Source organism: Enterobacter genomosp. S (genome assembly GCF_001631805.1).
Classification (GTDB): Bacteria; Pseudomonadota; Gammaproteobacteria; order Enterobacterales; family Enterobacteriaceae; genus Enterobacter; species Enterobacter quasihormaechei.
The window spans coordinates 1-17,378 of record NZ_LVVA01000003.1; the positions used below are offsets into that span (position 1 = coordinate 1).

At 54.7% G+C, this 17,378-nt stretch carries 13 protein-coding genes and 1 pseudogene; 1 reads left to right on the top strand and 13 read right to left on the bottom strand.

Translation table 11 applies throughout. From position 1 onward, the window contains the following. Positions 1 to 75: 75 nt before the first annotated feature. Positions 76 to 481 (top strand): annotated as a pseudogene (locus A3466_RS04370) (DUF933 domain-containing protein); the annotation flags it as partial. A gap of 271 nt (positions 482 to 752) precedes the next feature. Here the strand turns inward: A3466_RS04370 and A3466_RS23615 are convergent. From A3466_RS23615 to tssH, 13 genes are all read right to left on the bottom strand, one after another. Further along, on the bottom strand, positions 753 to 1,013 hold the full coding sequence (locus A3466_RS23615; protein ID WP_245167730.1) for a hypothetical protein: 261 nt from the start codon (positions 1,011 to 1,013) through the stop codon (positions 753 to 755). A 171-nt stretch (positions 1,014 to 1,184) separates the two neighbouring features. Further along, entirely contained in the window at positions 1,185 to 1,667 is a 483-nt protein-coding gene (locus A3466_RS04380; RefSeq protein ID WP_063449566.1) for an SMI1/KNR4 family protein, read from the bottom strand. An 88-nt stretch (positions 1,668 to 1,755) separates the two neighbouring features. Further along, positions 1,756 to 2,181 (bottom strand): hypothetical protein, encoded by a 426-nt coding sequence (locus A3466_RS04385; RefSeq protein ID WP_063449658.1) that lies wholly within the window; start codon positions 2,179 to 2,181, stop codon positions 1,756 to 1,758. 115 nt (positions 2,182 to 2,296) lie between these two features. Further along, positions 2,297 to 2,860, bottom strand: a complete 564-nt coding sequence (locus tag A3466_RS04390) for a hypothetical protein (RefSeq protein WP_063449567.1) — start codon at positions 2,858 to 2,860, stop codon at positions 2,297 to 2,299. Positions 2,861 to 3,006: 146 nt separating this feature from the next. Beyond that, entirely contained in the window at positions 3,007 to 3,666 is a 660-nt protein-coding gene (locus A3466_RS04395) for an Imm43 family immunity protein (protein WP_063449568.1), read from the bottom strand. After that, positions 3,666 to 8,054: an RHS repeat-associated core domain-containing protein gene (locus tag A3466_RS04400; protein WP_063449569.1), complete on the bottom strand. Its 4,389-nt coding sequence runs from the start codon at positions 8,052 to 8,054 to the stop codon at positions 3,666 to 3,668. The genes A3466_RS04395 and A3466_RS04400 overlap by 1 nt, the downstream gene beginning before the upstream one ends. A 3-nt stretch (positions 8,055 to 8,057) precedes the next feature. After that, positions 8,058 to 8,498 (bottom strand): DcrB-related protein, encoded by a 441-nt coding sequence (locus A3466_RS04405; protein ID WP_032648541.1) that lies wholly within the window; start codon positions 8,496 to 8,498, stop codon positions 8,058 to 8,060. Positions 8,499 to 8,573: 75 nt separating this feature from the next. Further along, the gene (locus A3466_RS04410) at positions 8,574 to 10,496 is read right to left on the bottom strand and encodes a type VI secretion system Vgr family protein (RefSeq protein ID WP_063449570.1); all 1,923 of its coding nucleotides are present in this window, start codon (positions 10,494 to 10,496) and stop codon (positions 8,574 to 8,576) included. An 84-nt stretch (positions 10,497 to 10,580) separates the two neighbouring features. Beyond that, positions 10,581 to 10,997, bottom strand: coding sequence for a hypothetical protein (locus A3466_RS04415; RefSeq protein ID WP_230373053.1), 417 nt, complete (start codon positions 10,995 to 10,997; stop codon positions 10,581 to 10,583). A 52-nt stretch (positions 10,998 to 11,049) separates the two neighbouring features. After that, positions 11,050 to 11,811, bottom strand: coding sequence for an ankyrin repeat domain-containing protein (locus tag A3466_RS04420; protein WP_074160932.1), 762 nt, complete (start codon positions 11,809 to 11,811; stop codon positions 11,050 to 11,052). Next, the gene (locus tag A3466_RS04425) at positions 11,808 to 13,274 is read right to left on the bottom strand and encodes a hypothetical protein (protein WP_063449572.1); all 1,467 of its coding nucleotides are present in this window, start codon (positions 13,272 to 13,274) and stop codon (positions 11,808 to 11,810) included. The genes A3466_RS04420 and A3466_RS04425 overlap by 4 nt, the downstream gene beginning before the upstream one ends. A gap of 25 nt (positions 13,275 to 13,299) precedes the next feature. Next, entirely contained in the window at positions 13,300 to 14,730 is a 1,431-nt protein-coding gene (locus tag A3466_RS04430; protein ID WP_063449573.1) for a serine/threonine protein kinase, read from the bottom strand. A 24-nt stretch (positions 14,731 to 14,754) separates the two neighbouring features. Further along, entirely contained in the window at positions 14,755 to 17,370 is a 2,616-nt protein-coding gene (tssH, locus tag A3466_RS04435; RefSeq protein WP_063449574.1) for a type VI secretion system ATPase TssH, read from the bottom strand. Positions 17,371 to 17,378: the final 8 nt, after the last annotated feature.

A 17,378-nucleotide genomic window follows, 5' to 3' on the forward strand; every position in this document is an offset into this window, starting at 1 on the left:
GTGCGTCCGTGGACGTCATAGCGCCAGCGAATGCCGTTCAGCTGCGTCAGGCGGTTGTGCGTGACCTTCTCAGCAGAACCTTCGAGTGGTGAAGGTTCTGTTGTGGTAGCGGTTTGCGGCGCGGTTAAATCCTATATCGCTCAGGGGGCGACGCTGACCTTGAAGAGTTCATGGCCTAGCCGGGTCTGAACCGCCTGATCTGCGCGGGCTATGAGCTGCTGAACCTGCAAACGGACTTCACAGCAGGCGGGAAAATGTGCGCGTGTGGACCATCCGTGTCGGTGCGACTGCGCATCAGACGGCCGGTAAGATCCACACCAACTTCGAGAAAGGCTTCATTCGTTCGCAGACTATCAAGTTTGAATACTTTATCGACTACAAGGGTGAGCAAGGCGCGAAAAAAGCAGGTTGGATGCGTGCAGTAGGGAAAGATTACATCGTCAAAGATGGCGACGTGATGAACTTCCTGTTTAACGTTTGATTGGTTTTGAATGAGAAAAATCCACACCAGGGCGTGGATTTTTTTATTGCGAGTCTATCAATAGATAACTAGTTTTCCCGCTGGCCAAATACCTGACCATCCACAAGGCATATGACTAGCTTCATAAACATTAATCAATCCATTAAAAAAGAACGGCCCTCGTAGTAAAGAACTATACGCATCTTCAAGCAAGTAATTGACAATATCCCATTTTAAGTTCTCAATCATTGAGATTTTCTCAGACTCTGGGAAGATTATTTTTGGGATAACATCATTCTCCACAACTTTTTTTGGCCTCTTTGACCAAAGAGTTCCAGCATTGATATTTTTTAGTGTGTTTTATTGCGAGATAACCCGTTATTTCATTAACAGCCTCTAGGGTGGCACTCTCCCATTCATCACTATTGAGGCTTTTTATAAACAAGCTAAGGGACTGAGCCTGGAGAACCACAGGGAGTGTCGTCACCTTACCAAGATTAACAAACCAATTAATTTTATTTAACCTGTCTATTGCTAGCTGGGATATTTTCATGTTTTAACCTGATTTATTCATCCTAGGATCCACGGTATGTTCAAAGCACCAAGCGCCATGCTGTTTTATAATAAAACTCTATGATCTGCGTTACAGAGCCTTATTAAAATTAAGAATATAAAAATAACAACAATAAAATTAAATAAATTGATTAAATTTTTTAATTGTACTTTAAGAAAGATTATCTTCTGCTACTAATTGATTAACAAAGTTAGCAAATGAATTTGTCAGATATCTTTGAAGTTTTGTGTGATTCTCTTGCATAGTCAGATCCTCATCAAAAGAATCTGAAGCATAATATATAATTGAGTAATTATCTAAATCCATGCAGAAAAAATTCCCTCCCCAATCATTTGCGAAAGGAAGCAGGTTTTGAGGAATCACTTCTCTATCCACCATGCTGATATAGCAACTGTCAATAAAAGACCCAGGATCATCATTTGTCTGACCATTATAAACAAATGACTTAAACGCAGCCACCTCTATAGACTCAAAATCTTCATCACCGACCCACCAACTTTTCTCTGGAGTGCCACCATTAAATTGCAGATAATGTAAAACGAAATCATTCGGAAGAGTAATACATAATTTCTCTTCCGTTTTAGCAATATCTGTACGTCCTATCTTTTTTTCACAGTTAATGATATTATTCATAAGTATGTAGCTTAATGACGATTCTTCGTAAGAAATTATGTGGAAAACGCTTATTCTACTGTCTAAGTAACGTAATACAGCGAGGCCTTCACGTTATTTTGCATAAATAAAATTCAAGATATTTTTTAGGTCTATCCTGAAACGCACGCTCTTTGCCGTAGTTATAAGCATCGTTAAAATATTTATACGCTTCCTCGAATTGATTTAACTCATAACAGACCATGCCGAGGTCGATTAAGGGTGCAGTGTCTATATCCGATCCACGTGTCCGTAATGTCGTCTCTCCCCATATCTTCGCCTCAGCGTAATCCGCGAGATCAAAATATGCGCTGTACATGCAGGCAGCGATCCAGTTAGCAAGTTCCGATTCGAACTTTGGCTCAGGGAGAGCTTGCCAGGCTTTTTGGTATTGCTCTAAAGCCTCGGCGTATTTATGGTTGTCGTGAAAATCGTTTCCTTTTTCTACGAAAGATGTAACTCTTTTTTCAACGAATTTATCGCAAGCGTTTTTCATATGTTTACTCATTATCAATCAAAAAAAACCTCCTTGGCTATATCAAAGTGGATATAAACAATAAATGCATTCAGAAGCAAGGAGGTCTCTTTAAGACTGAGTTTTTATTATTAAACTAACCAAAAAAGAAATTTTTAAAACCTTCTACCTCAACATCCTTAAGCTTGCTTTTTAGCATTAAATCGATATCTTCCAGAAAGTCCTTTCTGAAATTAAAATCATCATCTGTAGCATCACCATCATATTTACTTTGCTCTATCTCAATGGCAGAACAAAAAGCATCCAAAAAGTCAGCTAAGGAATTGGAAATGATGAAATTTCTTTTTTGGTTACTACCATAAACTGGAGAGGTTATATTTTTGGTATTACAAAAAAGAACATCTCCATTTCTTTCAGCAAAGATTACATAATCATCTTGCCAAGCCGTATCATTTTGGACTCGCCAGCCTGATAACATTTCATTTAGCTCTTGGGGCTCAATAATCTGTATAAAGAAGGCACCATCAAATGTTGGGTGGTCATTTAAAATCAAATGGCTATAAAAAAAACGAATTTCACCATTTAAATTTACAGGAAAAGAAGTTTCATTCTCATCGTCTGTATAGACTATCTCTCCCATATTTAAATCATTGATTTTGAATTTGTTAACAAAGTCCTGGATGGTATTTTTTATATGCATTATTCCTCTTTAAGAGTTAACATTATTGACTACTCTTAAAATTACTGCGATCCATAGTCGAATAATGTACCCATAATCCAAAGAATTTCTTCGCGCCATTAGAAAAGAAAAACAAAGAATCAATAATGGCACGACACCATTCAATATTAAGGTAGTTTATTGCTCTTTCTTTTACGATTGGAGTCTATTTCGTAGAAATAATCTTCACAGAAAACGTCTAAAGCATTTTCCAGTGGAACAAGTTTCACCCCCCGGAAGCCTTTACTTTCTATAACTTCCTTCACCTCTTGTTTAACAATGATAAAACCACCTAACAATGTGTCGTTCAACGAAAGTATATCAAATTCCAGCGCATCATCCTTGAATTCAATTTTAAAAGGTATGATGTCTCCGAATTTATCTTCTTCGAGAAAAGATTTTTCTTCATCTATAACATCCCCGCCAGGAAAATATACATATTTAAAATCATCCCGAAGAGCTTGACCATTCCCAATCGAAACTGGTGTTATATCTCGGTCAAAAAAAACATTATGCTTATGATTTTCAAGAATTGAAAATAAAGACTTATTCATCAGGTGCCCAAAGTCTTTTTTATAATAGTCAAATTTCAAAGCCCCAACATTTCTATTGCACAACAAATAAATACGGTCTGGACATGCATCGTCTGTTATTCGATAAGGGAAGGAAAATGCAGAGCCTTCTATTTCCCAGTTTTCATCGATCTGTATTCTTTCATCAACCATGCCCTGTAAATTTCTTGGCATGAGTGATGAATCAAAGTCATTCATGATCACATAATAGGACATTAATTCATTCTCCTGCATTTTGTTGTGGGAACATGACCCATCCAAATTTTATTCTTCATATCAATCTGGATCCGCCTTATAGCTATCCTCGCCCCTTTAGCATCCAATCTTCCAGAATTATATCGTTGCTCAACACGAGCAATGCGCTGGCGGACAATGTCACTATAGTTATGATGATTACTGCTATGGAAAACATCCATACCTTTCCCTGCATCTTGTTTCATCGCTGATGCGCTACCCGGAACATGAATACCATTAAATGCAGAGTTCATGTCTTTTCCGATGCCAATATTATTGAAGAATGATTGGTTCTCTTTCCACACCTCAACGGGTATAACATGGTGAGCAGAAAGTCGATCACCAACTTTACCAGCCATAGCTTTATCTAATATACCGCTATTAGATAGCCCCCACGGATCCACCCACCCCAGCGCATTCGGCGCATACTGGTAAAGGTTTATCCCCCCCGCCAGCCCTATCGGGTCCTGCTGCGTAAACCTTCCGCAGTCCGGGTCGTAATACCGGAACAGATTGTAGTGCAGCCCTGTCTCACGGTCCAGGTATTGACCCTGCATGCGCAGGTTCTGAGAATATCCTGATACCTGCGTTTCGCTTTCCCGCAACAGCTTGCCCCAGGCACTGTTTACCCCTTCCCAGCGCACCTGCCCTTCGATATCCGTCATCCGCTCCGGCGTGCCGTTCGGCTGGCAGTGGAACCAGAAGATCTCCGGGGCATCAACCCCGTCGATACGCGCCAGCGGATCGTAGCTGTCCTGATCGCTGTAGACGTAGGTCAGTGGCACATCCCCGTGCACTTCCTGCAACAGCCGGAACCCTTCCCAGACAAACCGGGTGGTGACCGGCTTGCCGGTTGGCTGTCCGCCCAGCATCTGGCGGCGGGTTTTGCTGATGCGGCGACCGAGCGGATCATAGCGGAAGCTGACCAGCGTCTGCGGCCTGTTGCGGTCACGCGGCTGGCTGATGACCTCCGTCAGGCGGTGCTCACCGTCGTAGCGGTAGTGCCAACGTGTCTGTCCGTTATCTTTCTCCACGGTGCGTCCGTGGACGTCATAGCGCCAGCGAATGCCGTTCAGCTGCGTCAGGCGGTTGTGCGTGACCTTCTCAGCAGAGCCTTCCAGCGGGTTACCGGCTGCATCCCAGCGCCACTGCTCCTGGCCGGGCAGCGTGCCGTCCTGAACCAGTAGCCGGCCTGCGCTGTCGTACTGCCAGCGGTACCAGCTGAACGGATTATCGTCCCGCTCTTCGCGAACCAGGTTATTACGGTAATCGTAATCCCAGCGGCGGGACCAGCGGCGCGGCGACGGGCGCTGAGCGTTGCCGGTAAAGACGTCCCGCCGATGCAGGCGACCAAGGCGGTCGTATTCGCTGCGGGTGGTCAGCAGCCCCTGCGTGCGGCTGGTCTCTCGGTGGAGTTCGTCGCGGGTAAAATCGGAAACCGAGAGCTTATCCAGAGCAATGCTGAGCAGATGCCCGCTGCCGTAGTAGAACTGCTTCAGCTCGCGGCCATCGGGCAGCGTGACGGAGGTGCGGTTGCCCAGTGCATCATACTCCCACGCCAGTTCCCCGTGCTCGCCCGACTCGCGCGTCACGCGACCAAGCGCGTCATATTCAAAGTCGAGCTCCTGTTCCGCCTCGGTGCTCCAGGCATCGGCTGAAAGCGCGGGATGCAGCCCAATCCGGCTTAACAGCCCGGACGGCGTGTAGTGGTAGCGGGTCTGCCCTTCCGGCGTGGTGCGGGCCACCAGCTGACCACTCGCGCTCCAGGCGAAGGCATGCGTGATGGCCTCCGGATGTCCGGCGGCAAAGGTACGCGCTATCGTGCGTCCGCACGCGTCATAGCGATACTGCGAGGCCACGCCATCGAGCCCCACCTCTTCCAGCAACAGCGAGTCTGCGCCCCAGATAAACCGGTACGCTTCGCCGTTTTCGTTTTCCAGAGCAATCAGACGCCCGCGGCTGTCCCAGCGGCGACGAACCTCTTCACCCTGCGTATTACGCGTGGCGGTTAAGCGCCCCGCGTCATCGTATTTAAACTCGCTCTCTTTCCCGTCGGCACCCGCATGCTTTACCGGCAGGCCACGCTCGTTCCATTTGAGCGACTCTGTCCACCCTTCCGGGCGATCGAGCTGTACCGGACGCCCCGCGGCGTCGTAGCGGTAGCGCGTCTCTTCGCCGTCAGCGCTGATCTCAGCCACCAGCCAGCCCAGCGGATGATAGCGATACTGAGTAACCCGACCAGAGCAGTCCGTGGCGCGAACCACCTGCCCGGCCTCGTTGTACTCCTGGAAGCGGCTGTTGCCGGCGGCATCCACCTCTTCAACCACTTGCCCATACTCGTCCCGACGCAGTTGCGTAACGTGCCCGATTGGATCGACCACGCGCTTCAGCCCGTGGTGTTCGTCGTACCAGAAGCGGGTCGCGCTACCGTCTGCTTCAATGATTGACGCCGGAAGCGCACGGTGCTCCAGCCAGGTGGTGGTGCGGGTGTTACCGTCTGCGTCGATCTCCTGCACCCGATTGCCCATCTCGTCATAGACGAAGGTGACGGCATTGCCGAGCGGATCGATGCGGCGCGTAAGGAGCTCGTTGTCATCCCACTCGTAGCGCCAGTTCTCGCCGCGCTCGTCAACGTAGCGAACAATCAGGCTCTGCGCATTCCAGTAGTGGCGGCGTGTCTGACCATCGTAGTGCTCGACGGTGGTCAGCCCGGCGGTTAAATCGTAGCTAAAGCGGCAGCCGTCGCCGGTGCTGGTGCGATTTTCCACCACGCGCCAGTGGTCGAATTTTTGCCAGCGGTATTCGCTCTCCAGCCCGCCCGGCAGGCGGTGCCAGACCATCAGGCCGTTATCGTTATAGCGGTATTCACGGGTCACTACACCGGAGGCATCCGTCGCGCTGGCCAGCTGGCCGCGTCCGTCGTAGCCCCACTGCATCAGCGGCCAGGTGCGGCTGCCGTCAAAATGGCTCGCCGAGGAAACACGCTGCGGGAAACGCTCGTCCTCATAGCGCAGGGTGACGTCAATCGCCCGCGGCTCGTCGTGAAGACCGACCAGCCTGCCGTGCTCGTCCCACTCCGTCAGCAGCGCGTTGCCGTATTCATCGCTGAGGGACGCCAGACGCAGGATAGAAGGATTCACGCGGGTCGGTTTGTACAGACGCCACACCGCGCCGTCGTCGTCGGCAATCGCCACGTCGCCGTTCTCATTGCGGCGGATAATGATGCCTTCGCTGATGCTGTAAAACGCGCGGTCAACCGGCGGCAGCGTAAAGCTCAGCTCGCGCCCGGTTTCATCGAACCAGGTGGCGTTTTTTTCTTCCAGCGTCAGATAGCTGTCAAAGGTGGTTGCCCAGCCGAGGCCAAACAGCCCTTCGCGGGTAGTCAGGCTGTTGTAGCTGCGCTGCCAGCGCAACGGAAAGCGCCCCGGCAGCGTGAAATCGAGTTCATCGTCGTCATTCAGCACCTTCACGCCGGTAGCGGCGTGAACCGGGTGCGAGGAGCCGAACACGGCGTTGACCGCCATATCCGCCAGCATCCCGCCGCCGGCAGACGCCAGCGCGCAGGGCATGTTTTTCAAAATCTTGCCAGGACGCCCGCGCAGCAGGGAGAGCGCAATCATCCCCAGCGCCAGACCCGGCGTTTTGCCGCTTTTGATGTCGCGGACCGTTAGCGTGTCGCCGCCGATGATCACGTTCGGGGAGACGTCGTCGGACACGGTGCCCTCGCAGGTGGTGCGATCTTTTGCGCGTACCGCAGGCTGTCCGTTGATGAAGACGCTTTTTGAACCTTCCGCCAGATACTGCGGCCCGGAGTGTTTATCGCACGCCACCTTGTCTTCTTCCAGCGGCGAGGTGCCGGCAGCGGCAGAGGCCACGCTCGGCTGCCACATTTCGCTGCCGAACTGTCCGGCGGCGGAAAGCAGCATGCCCGCGTAGTCGGCAAAGCTGCCCGGAGACTGCGGCTCAGGGGAAGGAGTATCGGCAGGCGTCAAGGTCCCGGCTGCCCGTGCAGCCGGGATCGCATTGGTCAGAACGTTGCTGGAACCGGTGGTGATTTTGCCCGCAGGCGACGGCGGGAAAAGCGCGTTACCCAGCCCTTCAGCGGCGTTGCTGATATCGTCGGTGATCCCCGCGACGTTCGCCAGAACCCCGCCGATAATACCGCTCAACAGACAGCTGGATCCTATCGCCGCCACGCCTGCGGCAGCGGCCCCGGCACCCAGCAGCGGAGCCGCGACGGTCGCTGCTGCGCCCACCGCCGCGCCAATCACCGCATAGGCAGCGCCTTCCGCCACAATGCTGGTGATGTCAGCAAAAATGCTGGAGTGAATAATCTCGTCGCCCTTGCGGGCCGCGTTGTTATCGCTCATGCCTTACACATTCCGGTTGTCGTTTAGCGTCAGACTTTGCTTCAGTGCGCTCCAGCGCGCCTCGTCCTCTTCCGTAAAGGCTTTTAAGGCCGAGAGGGTAAAAATCATCAGTACCGGTTTGCCTGGCGTCTGCACGGCCAGCTGTTTTTGCCACAGGCGCTGGCCGTTACGGTCAAAGGTGGTCTCAACTTCCAGCCCGTTAATTTTTCCGTCAGGCCCGGCTTTTACGTGCTGAAATTCGCTCTGGGCGATCTCACCCATCTGAGGACGCAGCACGTCCCACTGGCGGTGAAACTCTTGTTCGTAGTCGCTACCATCCGGTATGACCCCGCGGCTGACCACTACAGATAACCCGCTCTCGTCATCGCGAATGATGTTCATGCTGTTGTCCTGCCAGGCGGCAGGAAATAGGGTGAAGGAACCTTCCTGGAGGGTGTATTTCATAAGTGAACTCGTGTCTAAAATTACTGAAGGGTTTTACGTACCGGCATAGCCACCCCGGCGGCAGACAAAAAACAATTACTCTTCCGGAGGCGAAAATTTCTCCTGCACCGCCGCATCAATATCCCCTTTATGCCCCGCCCCCGGCGCCGTCGTGCCCGGCTTGGTACCCGACGTGTTCAGGTGCAGCTTGCCGCCCGTGGTAATGTGGCCATCCCCCTCAACGAAGAAGTTAAACTCTTTACCGATCAGGTTAATTTTGCCGTTAGCGTTAAGTTCTATCGCGCTTTCACCCGAGACCAGCCGCAGCTTCGTCCCGGACGCGATCACATACTGCTCCACCGCCGCATCCAGCTTGCCTTTCCCCGTCAGGATCTCGGTTCCGCCTTTCACGGCCTGGATCTGATTAGCCTCGACGCGATGCAGCTCATTTTTCTTCACGTAATGGCTGCGCGCCCCGCCGACGCTGTGCGTTTCATCATTTTTAACGCTGGTATCCAGATTGCGCTCGGCCTGGATCCACACCTGCTCCGCGCCCGCCTTGTCCTCAAAGCGCAAGGCGTTGGCGTTGTCCACGGAGCCGTCCTTTGTCCGGCTCATAAAACCCATCTGCGTTGCCGCTGCGGGCAGTGCCCACGGCGGCATGCTCGCGTCGTTGTACACGCGCCCGGTGATAATCGGACGGTCCGGGTCGCCGTTGATAAAGTCCACCACCACCTCGTCGCCGACGCGCGGAATTTGCACCCCGCCGTAGCCCTGGCCTGCCCATGCGCTCGACACACGCACCCAGCAGGAGCTGGTGTCATCGCCCTTCGCCAGACGGTCCCAGTGGAACTTCACCTTCACGCGGCCATATTTGTCCGTCCAGATGCTCTCTCCCTGCGGCCCCACCACTTTCGCCGTCTGCGGGCCGTAGGTCCGCGGCCACGCCGTGGACTGCGCCGGACGGTACGACACCGCCGCCGGAATGACGCTGAAATCGGTGCGGTGAATGGTTTCCCCCTCGCCGCTCGCGTAGCGGTTCTCCTCGAAGTGATAGCCCGCCGCCGTGACCAGATACTCCCCGTTGTCGCTGAAGAACGGCGCGTTGGTCAGGGTAAAGATGTGGCCCGGCGCAATGCCCGCTGCGGTAGCCGTCGCCTGAATCTGCTGATGCTCCACCTGCCAGCGCTCCTGACGGATACGGGCGTAGAACTCCGCATGGCCCGTCTCCACAAAGCGCCCCGGCCAGTCGTACACGTCGATGCTGCCCGGCTTCGGTGACGCCGGGTTCTGCTGGGCCTGGAACAGCCACGCGTTCGGCTTGCGGAAGTCGTAGTCGTCGAGGCTGTAAATCCCCGGGGTCACGCTGTCTTCCAGTGCCCACTGGCTGATGCCCTCTTCGTCAGTGCTGCCGCCGGACGGCGTCTGGTGATACGGGATGACCTCGTAGCCGCTGAACGGCTGATGCTGCGTCGCGGCGTCGGTGAGTACCAGGGTGTGCTTGTCGGCCTCGTGGCTGAAGTAGTACGCAATTCCCTCCAGCTCCATCAGGCGGCTGATGAAGTCCAGGCTCGATTCCTGATACTGCACGCAGTAGTCCCACACCCGGTAGCTACCGGTGAGTTTGTCTTCGAGGTTAACCTGGTGCTCGCCCAGCAGGGTCTTCACAATCTGCGGCACCGTCTGGCCCTGGAAGATTCGCAGGTTACGGTCGCGCTTCATCGGCCACAGGTCCGGCTCCACCGTCAGCTGGTACACCGCGTAGCGGGTGCCCGTCAGCTCCACGGCACTCACCGCCACGCGGGTAATCTTGCCGTTGATGTAGCGGGGAGTGAGCAGGTTCTGCGTGGGGATGGTCACCGTGACCGGCTGACCGAGCAGCCTGCTGCGGTCGATGCGCGCATCTGTGCCGAGCAGAGTCAGCGTCAGCGCGTACGACTCGGACATCGCCTCGCGGCCGGAGAGTTTCCAGAAAAGCAGCCCCTCGACCGGGAGCTGGACGGTAATTCGGTTGAGCATAATCTTTATTCCGTAATGGTTTATGCTGAGAATATTTTTAACGCAAGGTTTTTTTAAACGTGAATGTTCTGGTTATTGGCCGTCTTACTCTTTAACCGGGGGCCTTTCCCCTTCATATTTATAAATCCACAGGGAATAGATTTTCAGAAACTCTGACAAAAAGAACAAAAAGCCATTTAGCCAGACATTCATCACGCCCGTGAAACTTAACACCAGGGGAAAAAGGGAAACTGAGTAGCGAAATGTAACCAGACGCAGTATTTCCTGACAGAATGCCAGTCTGCTCGCGTATAAATTCCGGGCGAAGAAGCACCATGCTGAGGCAATAAAAGAGAGCAACAGCAAGAAATCGAGAATAAAAAAAAGAGTAACCAGAGCGCTATACCCGCCAGCAGACAGCGTGTTCACAACCGTACTGAAGGCGTGTATATCGGAAATAAAAGGGATTCTGTCATGACGCACGGACTGGGCACAATAGAGCACAATGGCCAGCGCATCCATGCATCCCCAGAAAATGAAAACATTATCTCTGACTTTCATGGCCGTTAAGCAATTACTTAACGGGCTGAGGTGGCCATTCGCCCCCCTTCTGGATGAGCTTCTCTTTTATTTCGTTTAATTTCTCGTACTGCTCACTGCCTCGCTCAAGCCCTTGCAGCGCGTCCGCGAGTGCATTACTCATCGACCAGCCATTTTTAGCCTTAATTGACGGATCCGCTCCACGATCGAGCAGCAACAAGACATGATCGTATGACTGGTTATCCAGCGCATCGAACACCAGCGTTTTACCCAGTGAGTTGGTTGAGTTGGCGTCAGCGCCGCGATCGAGCATGGCTTCCAGCGTCTCTGTATTTTTCGCTTTAAGCGACTGGAAGACGATCGGTTCGTGGAAAACATTATCTTTCACGTTGGGTGAGAGGCCACCGTCCAGCATCGCGTCGATCCAGTCCGCACTGTCTCCCTTTAGGGCAAATTCAGCAGGACTGCTTTTTCCCTGCGGTCGAGGCTGGAGCGGATCTGCGCCGGCCTGAACAAGTAACGTAATGACCTCTAAATGGTTCGACGTTTTTTTATCATTAATTGCATTGCCAAGGGCCCAGAAAAGCAGGGTCATATCCTGCTTTCCCGGTTGATTAAGGTCGCTGTCTGGCGCAAGCGTCTTCACCGCATCGACGTCGCCTTCCTCAATCGCTTTCGCCAGTTCAAGCTGCTGGCCGCTGAAGTAGTCCTGTGGATTAAGTTCCATATCCTGCTTGCACCCCTGAATCATGAATAAAAAACATAACGCGATAAAAGCCATCAAACGTTTTTTCACAATCGACTCCCGATTATCGAAATATCCTCATCCTTCTGTTGCTCTATGCAATCTATCGCCTGGTTAATGCCATGGCGGTCCAGCGCGCTTCCGGTTCCACCAGGGAGATCGTGAGGAATTCCTGCAGCGTTGGGGCTCAGCGCAGAGATTTCCTCTTTGAGGATCCACGAAGGGACATGCCCTTTCATTGTTTTAAGATCTTCCCAGGGGTTAACTTCCTGGATCCTGGTGAGCAGTTCACCTTCTACCCGATACGCCTGGATATTATCCGTACTGCCTAATAGCTTGCCGCCATATTTTTCTACGGTTCCGGCATTCAGACCTGCGGCATTGAACGTCCATCCCGCTTTCCCGCTGCCCATGGAGGTTGCAGAGGCGAGGCCACCGCCAAGGGAATGTCCGGCAATATCAATATTCTGGCCTGACCTTGCCAGCTCCTTACCAATACTCACGGCCTTTTTATAATAATCTGAAGCCATACCCATGCCCTGCGAAAAGTTATTCGACCAGTCAGCCCCGTTTACCACCGGCGCCAGCTCCCCTTTGGTCAGTAAAGAGGAGACATTCTCAGACAGTGATGCAAAACCAGGCTCGCGCGATCCCCTGAATACCAGCGTGGGGTTCATGTCAGTGCCGAACACGTCCGGCTTCGGTTGATAGACGCGCGCCAGAAAATTGGGGGATGTGTCATCGTCAAAAAGCATCGATTTGTTCAGCCCGAACTTTCCTAACAGCGCATCGTCATTACTGATATCCGTCCACCCCTCCGGCACGCCGGGCGTGGCTTCCAGCGGGTTGACGGTCTTGTAAATATTCTCCGCCAGCTTCGCTTTTTCCACCGCAATATTATTCGCCGCCAGCCGCTTAGCCGCGATCTGCGCATCCGGATACAGGCTGCTGCTCCCCTTCGCGATCAGATCTTTACGCGCCTGCCAGCGTTCTGCTTTGGTCATCTGCTGAAGCTGTGCGGCATAGGTTTTGCCGTCTTTGCCCGGGGTCGGCTCGTCCGGCACCTGCGCCGCTTTCGATTTCACCACCTGCTTCGGCAGTACCGTTGGCGCAGGGCGAGAACCATACGTTCTCACCATGGTTTCATATCGGTCGACAATCGTACTCACCGGATACCAGCCCAGCCCGACCAGGGACGCAGCCTGAAGTTGCCCTTTGGCGTTGATATAAAAAATTTCCGTTACTGATGACCAGTCACGGAAACTTTCATCAATCGCGACCACCCTGCCCATCTCCAGATCCTGGGCGATCAGCGTGCGGGTATCACGCCCGGACTGGTAAGGATTCGCGCCGGTGATCGTGCGCAGCAAATCGTAGCGCGTGAAGAGTGAGCGCAGCGAGTGGTCGGGAACCGACATAATCCACTGCCCGGCAACGGACGGGCGGATTATTTTCGCAAACAGCGCCGGCGAGACGTTCTCGTGGAAAAGATAGACAAACTTGATGTTATACATTCGCTCCGTCCTGTTACCCGCAGGCTTACGGATTCACCAGCCAGGTGCCTGGCTTCGCAATATCCAGCGTCTGGGTACGCGTTCTTCCATTGCCTTCCAGTTCAATACGGGTTTCACCCGCCGGCAGTTTCAGCGATGCGTAACCGTTATTGCCCGGACGCAGCGCTTTCGGCTCGCCGTTAATCTTCAGCGTCTCGCCATCCAGCATGCGGATATAGACCAGCGCGACCGGGCTGGCGTCGACAGGCGGCGCACTCTGCTGTGCCGTAGCCGGTGGCGCAACCGGTTCGCTCACCTCTGCGGTTGCCGGCTTGGTTTCCGGTGCGGTGGTGTTAGCCGGAGGACTCACGGCAGGCGTTTGCGCCGTCTGCGCTGGCGTATCCTGACTGCCGCCGCCGAACAGCATCGCGCCGGCTACAACCCCAACCAGAACGCCCGCAGCAACCAGACCCGGCAGCTTGTAACGTCGCCAGTCCAGCGCGGAAGCAGACGCTTCCTCTTCCACCGGCACCAGCATTGTGCCGGTCTTTTTCGCGGTCAGCACCTCGTCGATACCGGCGACGGGCATCTCGATCAGCGCCGCAAACTCCTCGATGGATTGCGGACGGTCTTCCATATGCAGCGCCAGCGCCTTGTCGATGGCCTGTAGCAGCGGGATGGAATACCCCTGCGGCATCAGCTCCACCAGCGGTTTGCAGGTGTCCTGAATCGAACGCACCACGCTGACCGGCGGCGGTGAGCCCACGATGAGGGTACGCAGCACGGCGCCGAGCGCGTAAATATCCGTCCACGGCCCCTGCTCGCTTTCATTGTCGTCGGTGTATTGCTCGATAGGCGCAAACCCCGGACGCAGCATGGTTTCCGTCTCGTCCGAAAGGTTGCCGATGGTGCGGCGCGCCGAACCGAAATCGAGCAGCACCGGCAGGCCGTTATCCTGAATCTGAATGTTATCCAGCGAGATATCGCGGTGCAGGTAGCCCTCGTCGTGGATCGTTTTGATGGCGCCAAACAGCATCGGCAGCATGCGGCGGATCCACGCCTCGTTAATCAGCTCCGGTTTTTCTTCGCGCAGACGCGACAGCGTGGTGCCGCTGTAAAACAGCGTCCCCATGTAGGCCGTGTCGTTTTGCACCCAGAAACGCAGCACGTGCAGCAGGTTCGGGTGGTTAAAGCGCGCCAGCAGGCGGGCTTCCTGGATAAAGCTGTTGAGGCCGGCAGAAAACGCTTTGCCAAAGCGCTCGCTGCGCAGCACCAGCGTCATATCCTCGCCGCGCACGGCGAGGGAGGAAGGCATAAACTCTTTGATAGCGATAGTGCGTTCGAGCTGGTGATCCCAGGCGCGATAGACGATGCCGAATCCGCCGCCGCCAATCACCTCTTTTATTTCAAACTCATTGAAACGGTACCCGACCGGGAGCGCGTTTGGGACAGTCCGATTGTTATCATTATCCGTCATCTTTTACAGTTCTCTTGATGATTATTACGCGGCAAACTGACAGTGGAACTCGCCCTGCTCGCAGGTGACGTGCAGACGTCGGTACTGCTCGTCGCTGCGGCTGGCGGTAAGTAAAATCTGGCTCATCTGAGGCAGCAACGTATTGGTCAGAATCGCATCGACCATACGTCCACCCGACTCGACTTCGGTACAGCGCTGAACAATCTGTTCGACCACGCTGTCGTCAAATTCAGAAATAATGTTGTGATTCTCTTCCAGACGTCGCTGAATGCGCTTGAGCTGGAGACGGACGATCTGCCCCAGCATCTCGTCGCTCAGCGGGTAATACGGCACCACCAGCAGACGCCCCAGCAGCGCCGGCGGGAAGACCTCCAGCAGCGGCTGGCGCAGGGCGCCGCTCAGCGCATCGGGCTCCGGCATTAGCTCCGGGTCGGCGCACATGGCGCTGATCAGGTCGGTACCCACGTTAGACGTCAGAATAATAATGGTGTTACGGAAATCGATGTGACGCCCTTCGCCGTCCTCCATCCAGCCCTTGTCGAAGACCTGGAAGAAAATCTCATGGACGTCAGGGTGCGCTTTTTCAATTTCGTCCAGCAGCACCACGCTGTAGGGACGGCGGCGCACGGCCTCGGTTAAGACGCCGCCTTCACCATAGCCCACATAGCCCGGAGGCGCACCTTTTAACGTCGATACGGTGTGCGCTTCCTGGAATTCGCTCATGTTGATGGTAATGACGTTCTGCTCGCCGCCGTAAAGCGACTCCGCCAGCGCCAGCGCGGTTTCGGTTTTACCCACGCCGGATGGCCCGCAGAGCATAAATACGCCGATCGGTTTGTTCGGATCGTCAAGCTTCGCGCGCGCGGTTTTCACCCGACGGGCGATCAGATCCAGGCCGTGGCGCTGACCAATGACCCGCTGGTTCAGCGTGTCGGCCAGGTTAAGCACCGCGTCGATCTCATTTTTCACCATCCGGCCCAGCGGGATCCCGGTCCAGTCCGAGACCACCGCCGCCACCACGTTTTCATCCACCGCGGCAAACAGCAGCGGTTCGTCGCCCTGTAAGGTCGTCAGCGCCTGCTGCTGCTCCGCCAGCTGGCCGCGCAGTTCAGCCGTATCCTCATCACCTGCCGCAAACAGCGCGGCGCGCAGGCGGATAATATCCTGCACCAGGCTGCGCTCTTCTTCCCAGCGGCGGGAAAGGGCTTCGCGTTGGGTTTCGAACGCGTCTCGCTCGGCGGTCAAGGTTGCCACGCGCGCCGGATCGCCTGCCCCCACGCGCGCTTCGCGTTCGGCAATTTCCAGCTCCACGTCCAGGGCCGCCAGATGACGCAGGCAGTCTTCCAGCTGGGCAGGCGGCGCGCTCTGGCTCACGGCCACGCGCGCGCAGGCGGTATCCAGCAGCGCCACCGCTTTATCCGGCAGCTGACGCGCAGGAATATAGCGATGCGACAGCTTCACCGCCGCGCTAACCGCTTCGTCGAGAAGTAAAACCTGATGATGGGTTTCCAGCGGCGACACGGTGCTGCGGAGCATCAGTACGGCTTTCGCTTCATCTGGCTCGTGAACCTGTACGGTCTGGAAGCGGCGGGTCAGCGCCGGATCTTTCTCAATGTATTTTTTGTATTCCGCCCAGGTGGTCGCGCCGATGGTGCGCAGCTGGCCGCGCGCCAGGGCTGGCTTGAGCAGGTTAGCGGCGTCGCCGGTGCCCTGCTGCCCGCCTGCGCCAATCAGGGTGTGGATCTCATCGATAAACAGAATAATCGGCGTGGCGCTGGACTGCACCTCGTTAATCAGCGCCTGGAGGCGCGCTTCAAATTCCCCCTTCATGCCCGCCCCGGCCTGAAGCATGCCGATATCCAGCAGCCACAGCTGAACGTTTTGCAGCGGCTCCGGCACGTCGCCGTCGGCGATACGCAGCGCCAGCCCTTCCACCACTGCGGTTTTCCCGACGCCGGCTTCCCCGGTCAGCAAGGGGTTGTTCTGGCGACGACGCATCAGGATATCGACCATCTGGCGGATCTCTTCATCGCGCCCCACCACCGGGTCAATCTTGCCTTCCCGGGCACGCGCCGTCAGATCATGACCATACTGCGCCAGCGTGCCCTGCGCGGCCGGGACGGCACCGGCAGGCGCATCCGCCGCGGCGGCAGCCTGCTGGCTCTCTTTGCTGTCGGCGCAAATGGCGTCGAACTGCTCGATCAGCACCTCGACGTTAAGTCGGGTGAACTGTCCCGAAATGCTTTTCAGCACGTTAGCCAGATTCCACGTTTTCAGTATGCCGATCAGCAAATGGCCGCCGCGGATGCGGCTGACGCCAAACTTCAGCGAGCCGTAGACCCAGGCGCGCTCGACGGCGCTGTCGATATGCTCGGAAAGGTCAGAGACGGAACTGGCGCCGCGTGGCAGGGCATCCAGCGCCGCCACGATATCGCGCGTCAGCTGCTGTTCATCAAGGGCGAAGTGACGGATGACCCGTTGCAGATCGCCATCCTGCTGCTGCATCAGCTGATGCAGCCAGTGCACCAGCTCAACGTACGGGTTGCCGCGCAGTTTGCAGAAGGCAGTCGCGCTCTCCAGAGAGGTAAATAACAGCGTATCCAGTTTGCCGAAAAGCACGGCACGGCTAATTTCTGACATGTTAGTTT

Coding starts and splice junctions, on each gene's coding strand:
- A3466_RS23615 (WP_245167730.1), bottom strand. CDS start 1,013: ATGAAAATATCCCAGCTAGCAATAGACAGGTTAAATAAAATTAATTGG.
- A3466_RS04380 (WP_063449566.1), bottom strand. CDS start 1,667: ATGAATAATATCATTAACTGTGAAAAAAAGATAGGACGTACAGATATT.
- A3466_RS04385 (WP_063449658.1), bottom strand. CDS start 2,181: ATGAAAAACGCTTGCGATAAATTCGTTGAAAAAAGAGTTACATCTTTC.
- A3466_RS04390 (WP_063449567.1), bottom strand. CDS start 2,860: ATGCATATAAAAAATACCATCCAGGACTTTGTTAACAAATTCAAAATC.
- A3466_RS04395 (WP_063449568.1), bottom strand. CDS start 3,666: ATGTCCTATTATGTGATCATGAATGACTTTGATTCATCACTCATGCCA.
- A3466_RS04400 (WP_063449569.1), bottom strand. CDS start 8,054: ATGAGCGATAACAACGCGGCCCGCAAGGGCGACGAGATTATTCACTCC.
- A3466_RS04405 (WP_032648541.1), bottom strand. CDS start 8,498: ATGAAATACACCCTCCAGGAAGGTTCCTTCACCCTATTTCCTGCCGCC.
- A3466_RS04410 (WP_063449570.1), bottom strand. CDS start 10,496: ATGCTCAACCGAATTACCGTCCAGCTCCCGGTCGAGGGGCTGCTTTTC.
- A3466_RS04415 (WP_230373053.1), bottom strand. CDS start 10,997: ATGGATGCGCTGGCCATTGTGCTCTATTGTGCCCAGTCCGTGCGTCAT.
- A3466_RS04425 (WP_063449572.1), bottom strand. CDS start 13,274: ATGTATAACATCAAGTTTGTCTATCTTTTCCACGAGAACGTCTCGCCG.
- A3466_RS04430 (WP_063449573.1), bottom strand. CDS start 14,730: ATGACGGATAATGATAACAATCGGACTGTCCCAAACGCGCTCCCGGTC.
- tssH (WP_063449574.1), bottom strand. CDS start 17,370: ATGTCAGAAATTAGCCGTGCCGTGCTTTTCGGCAAACTGGATACGCTG.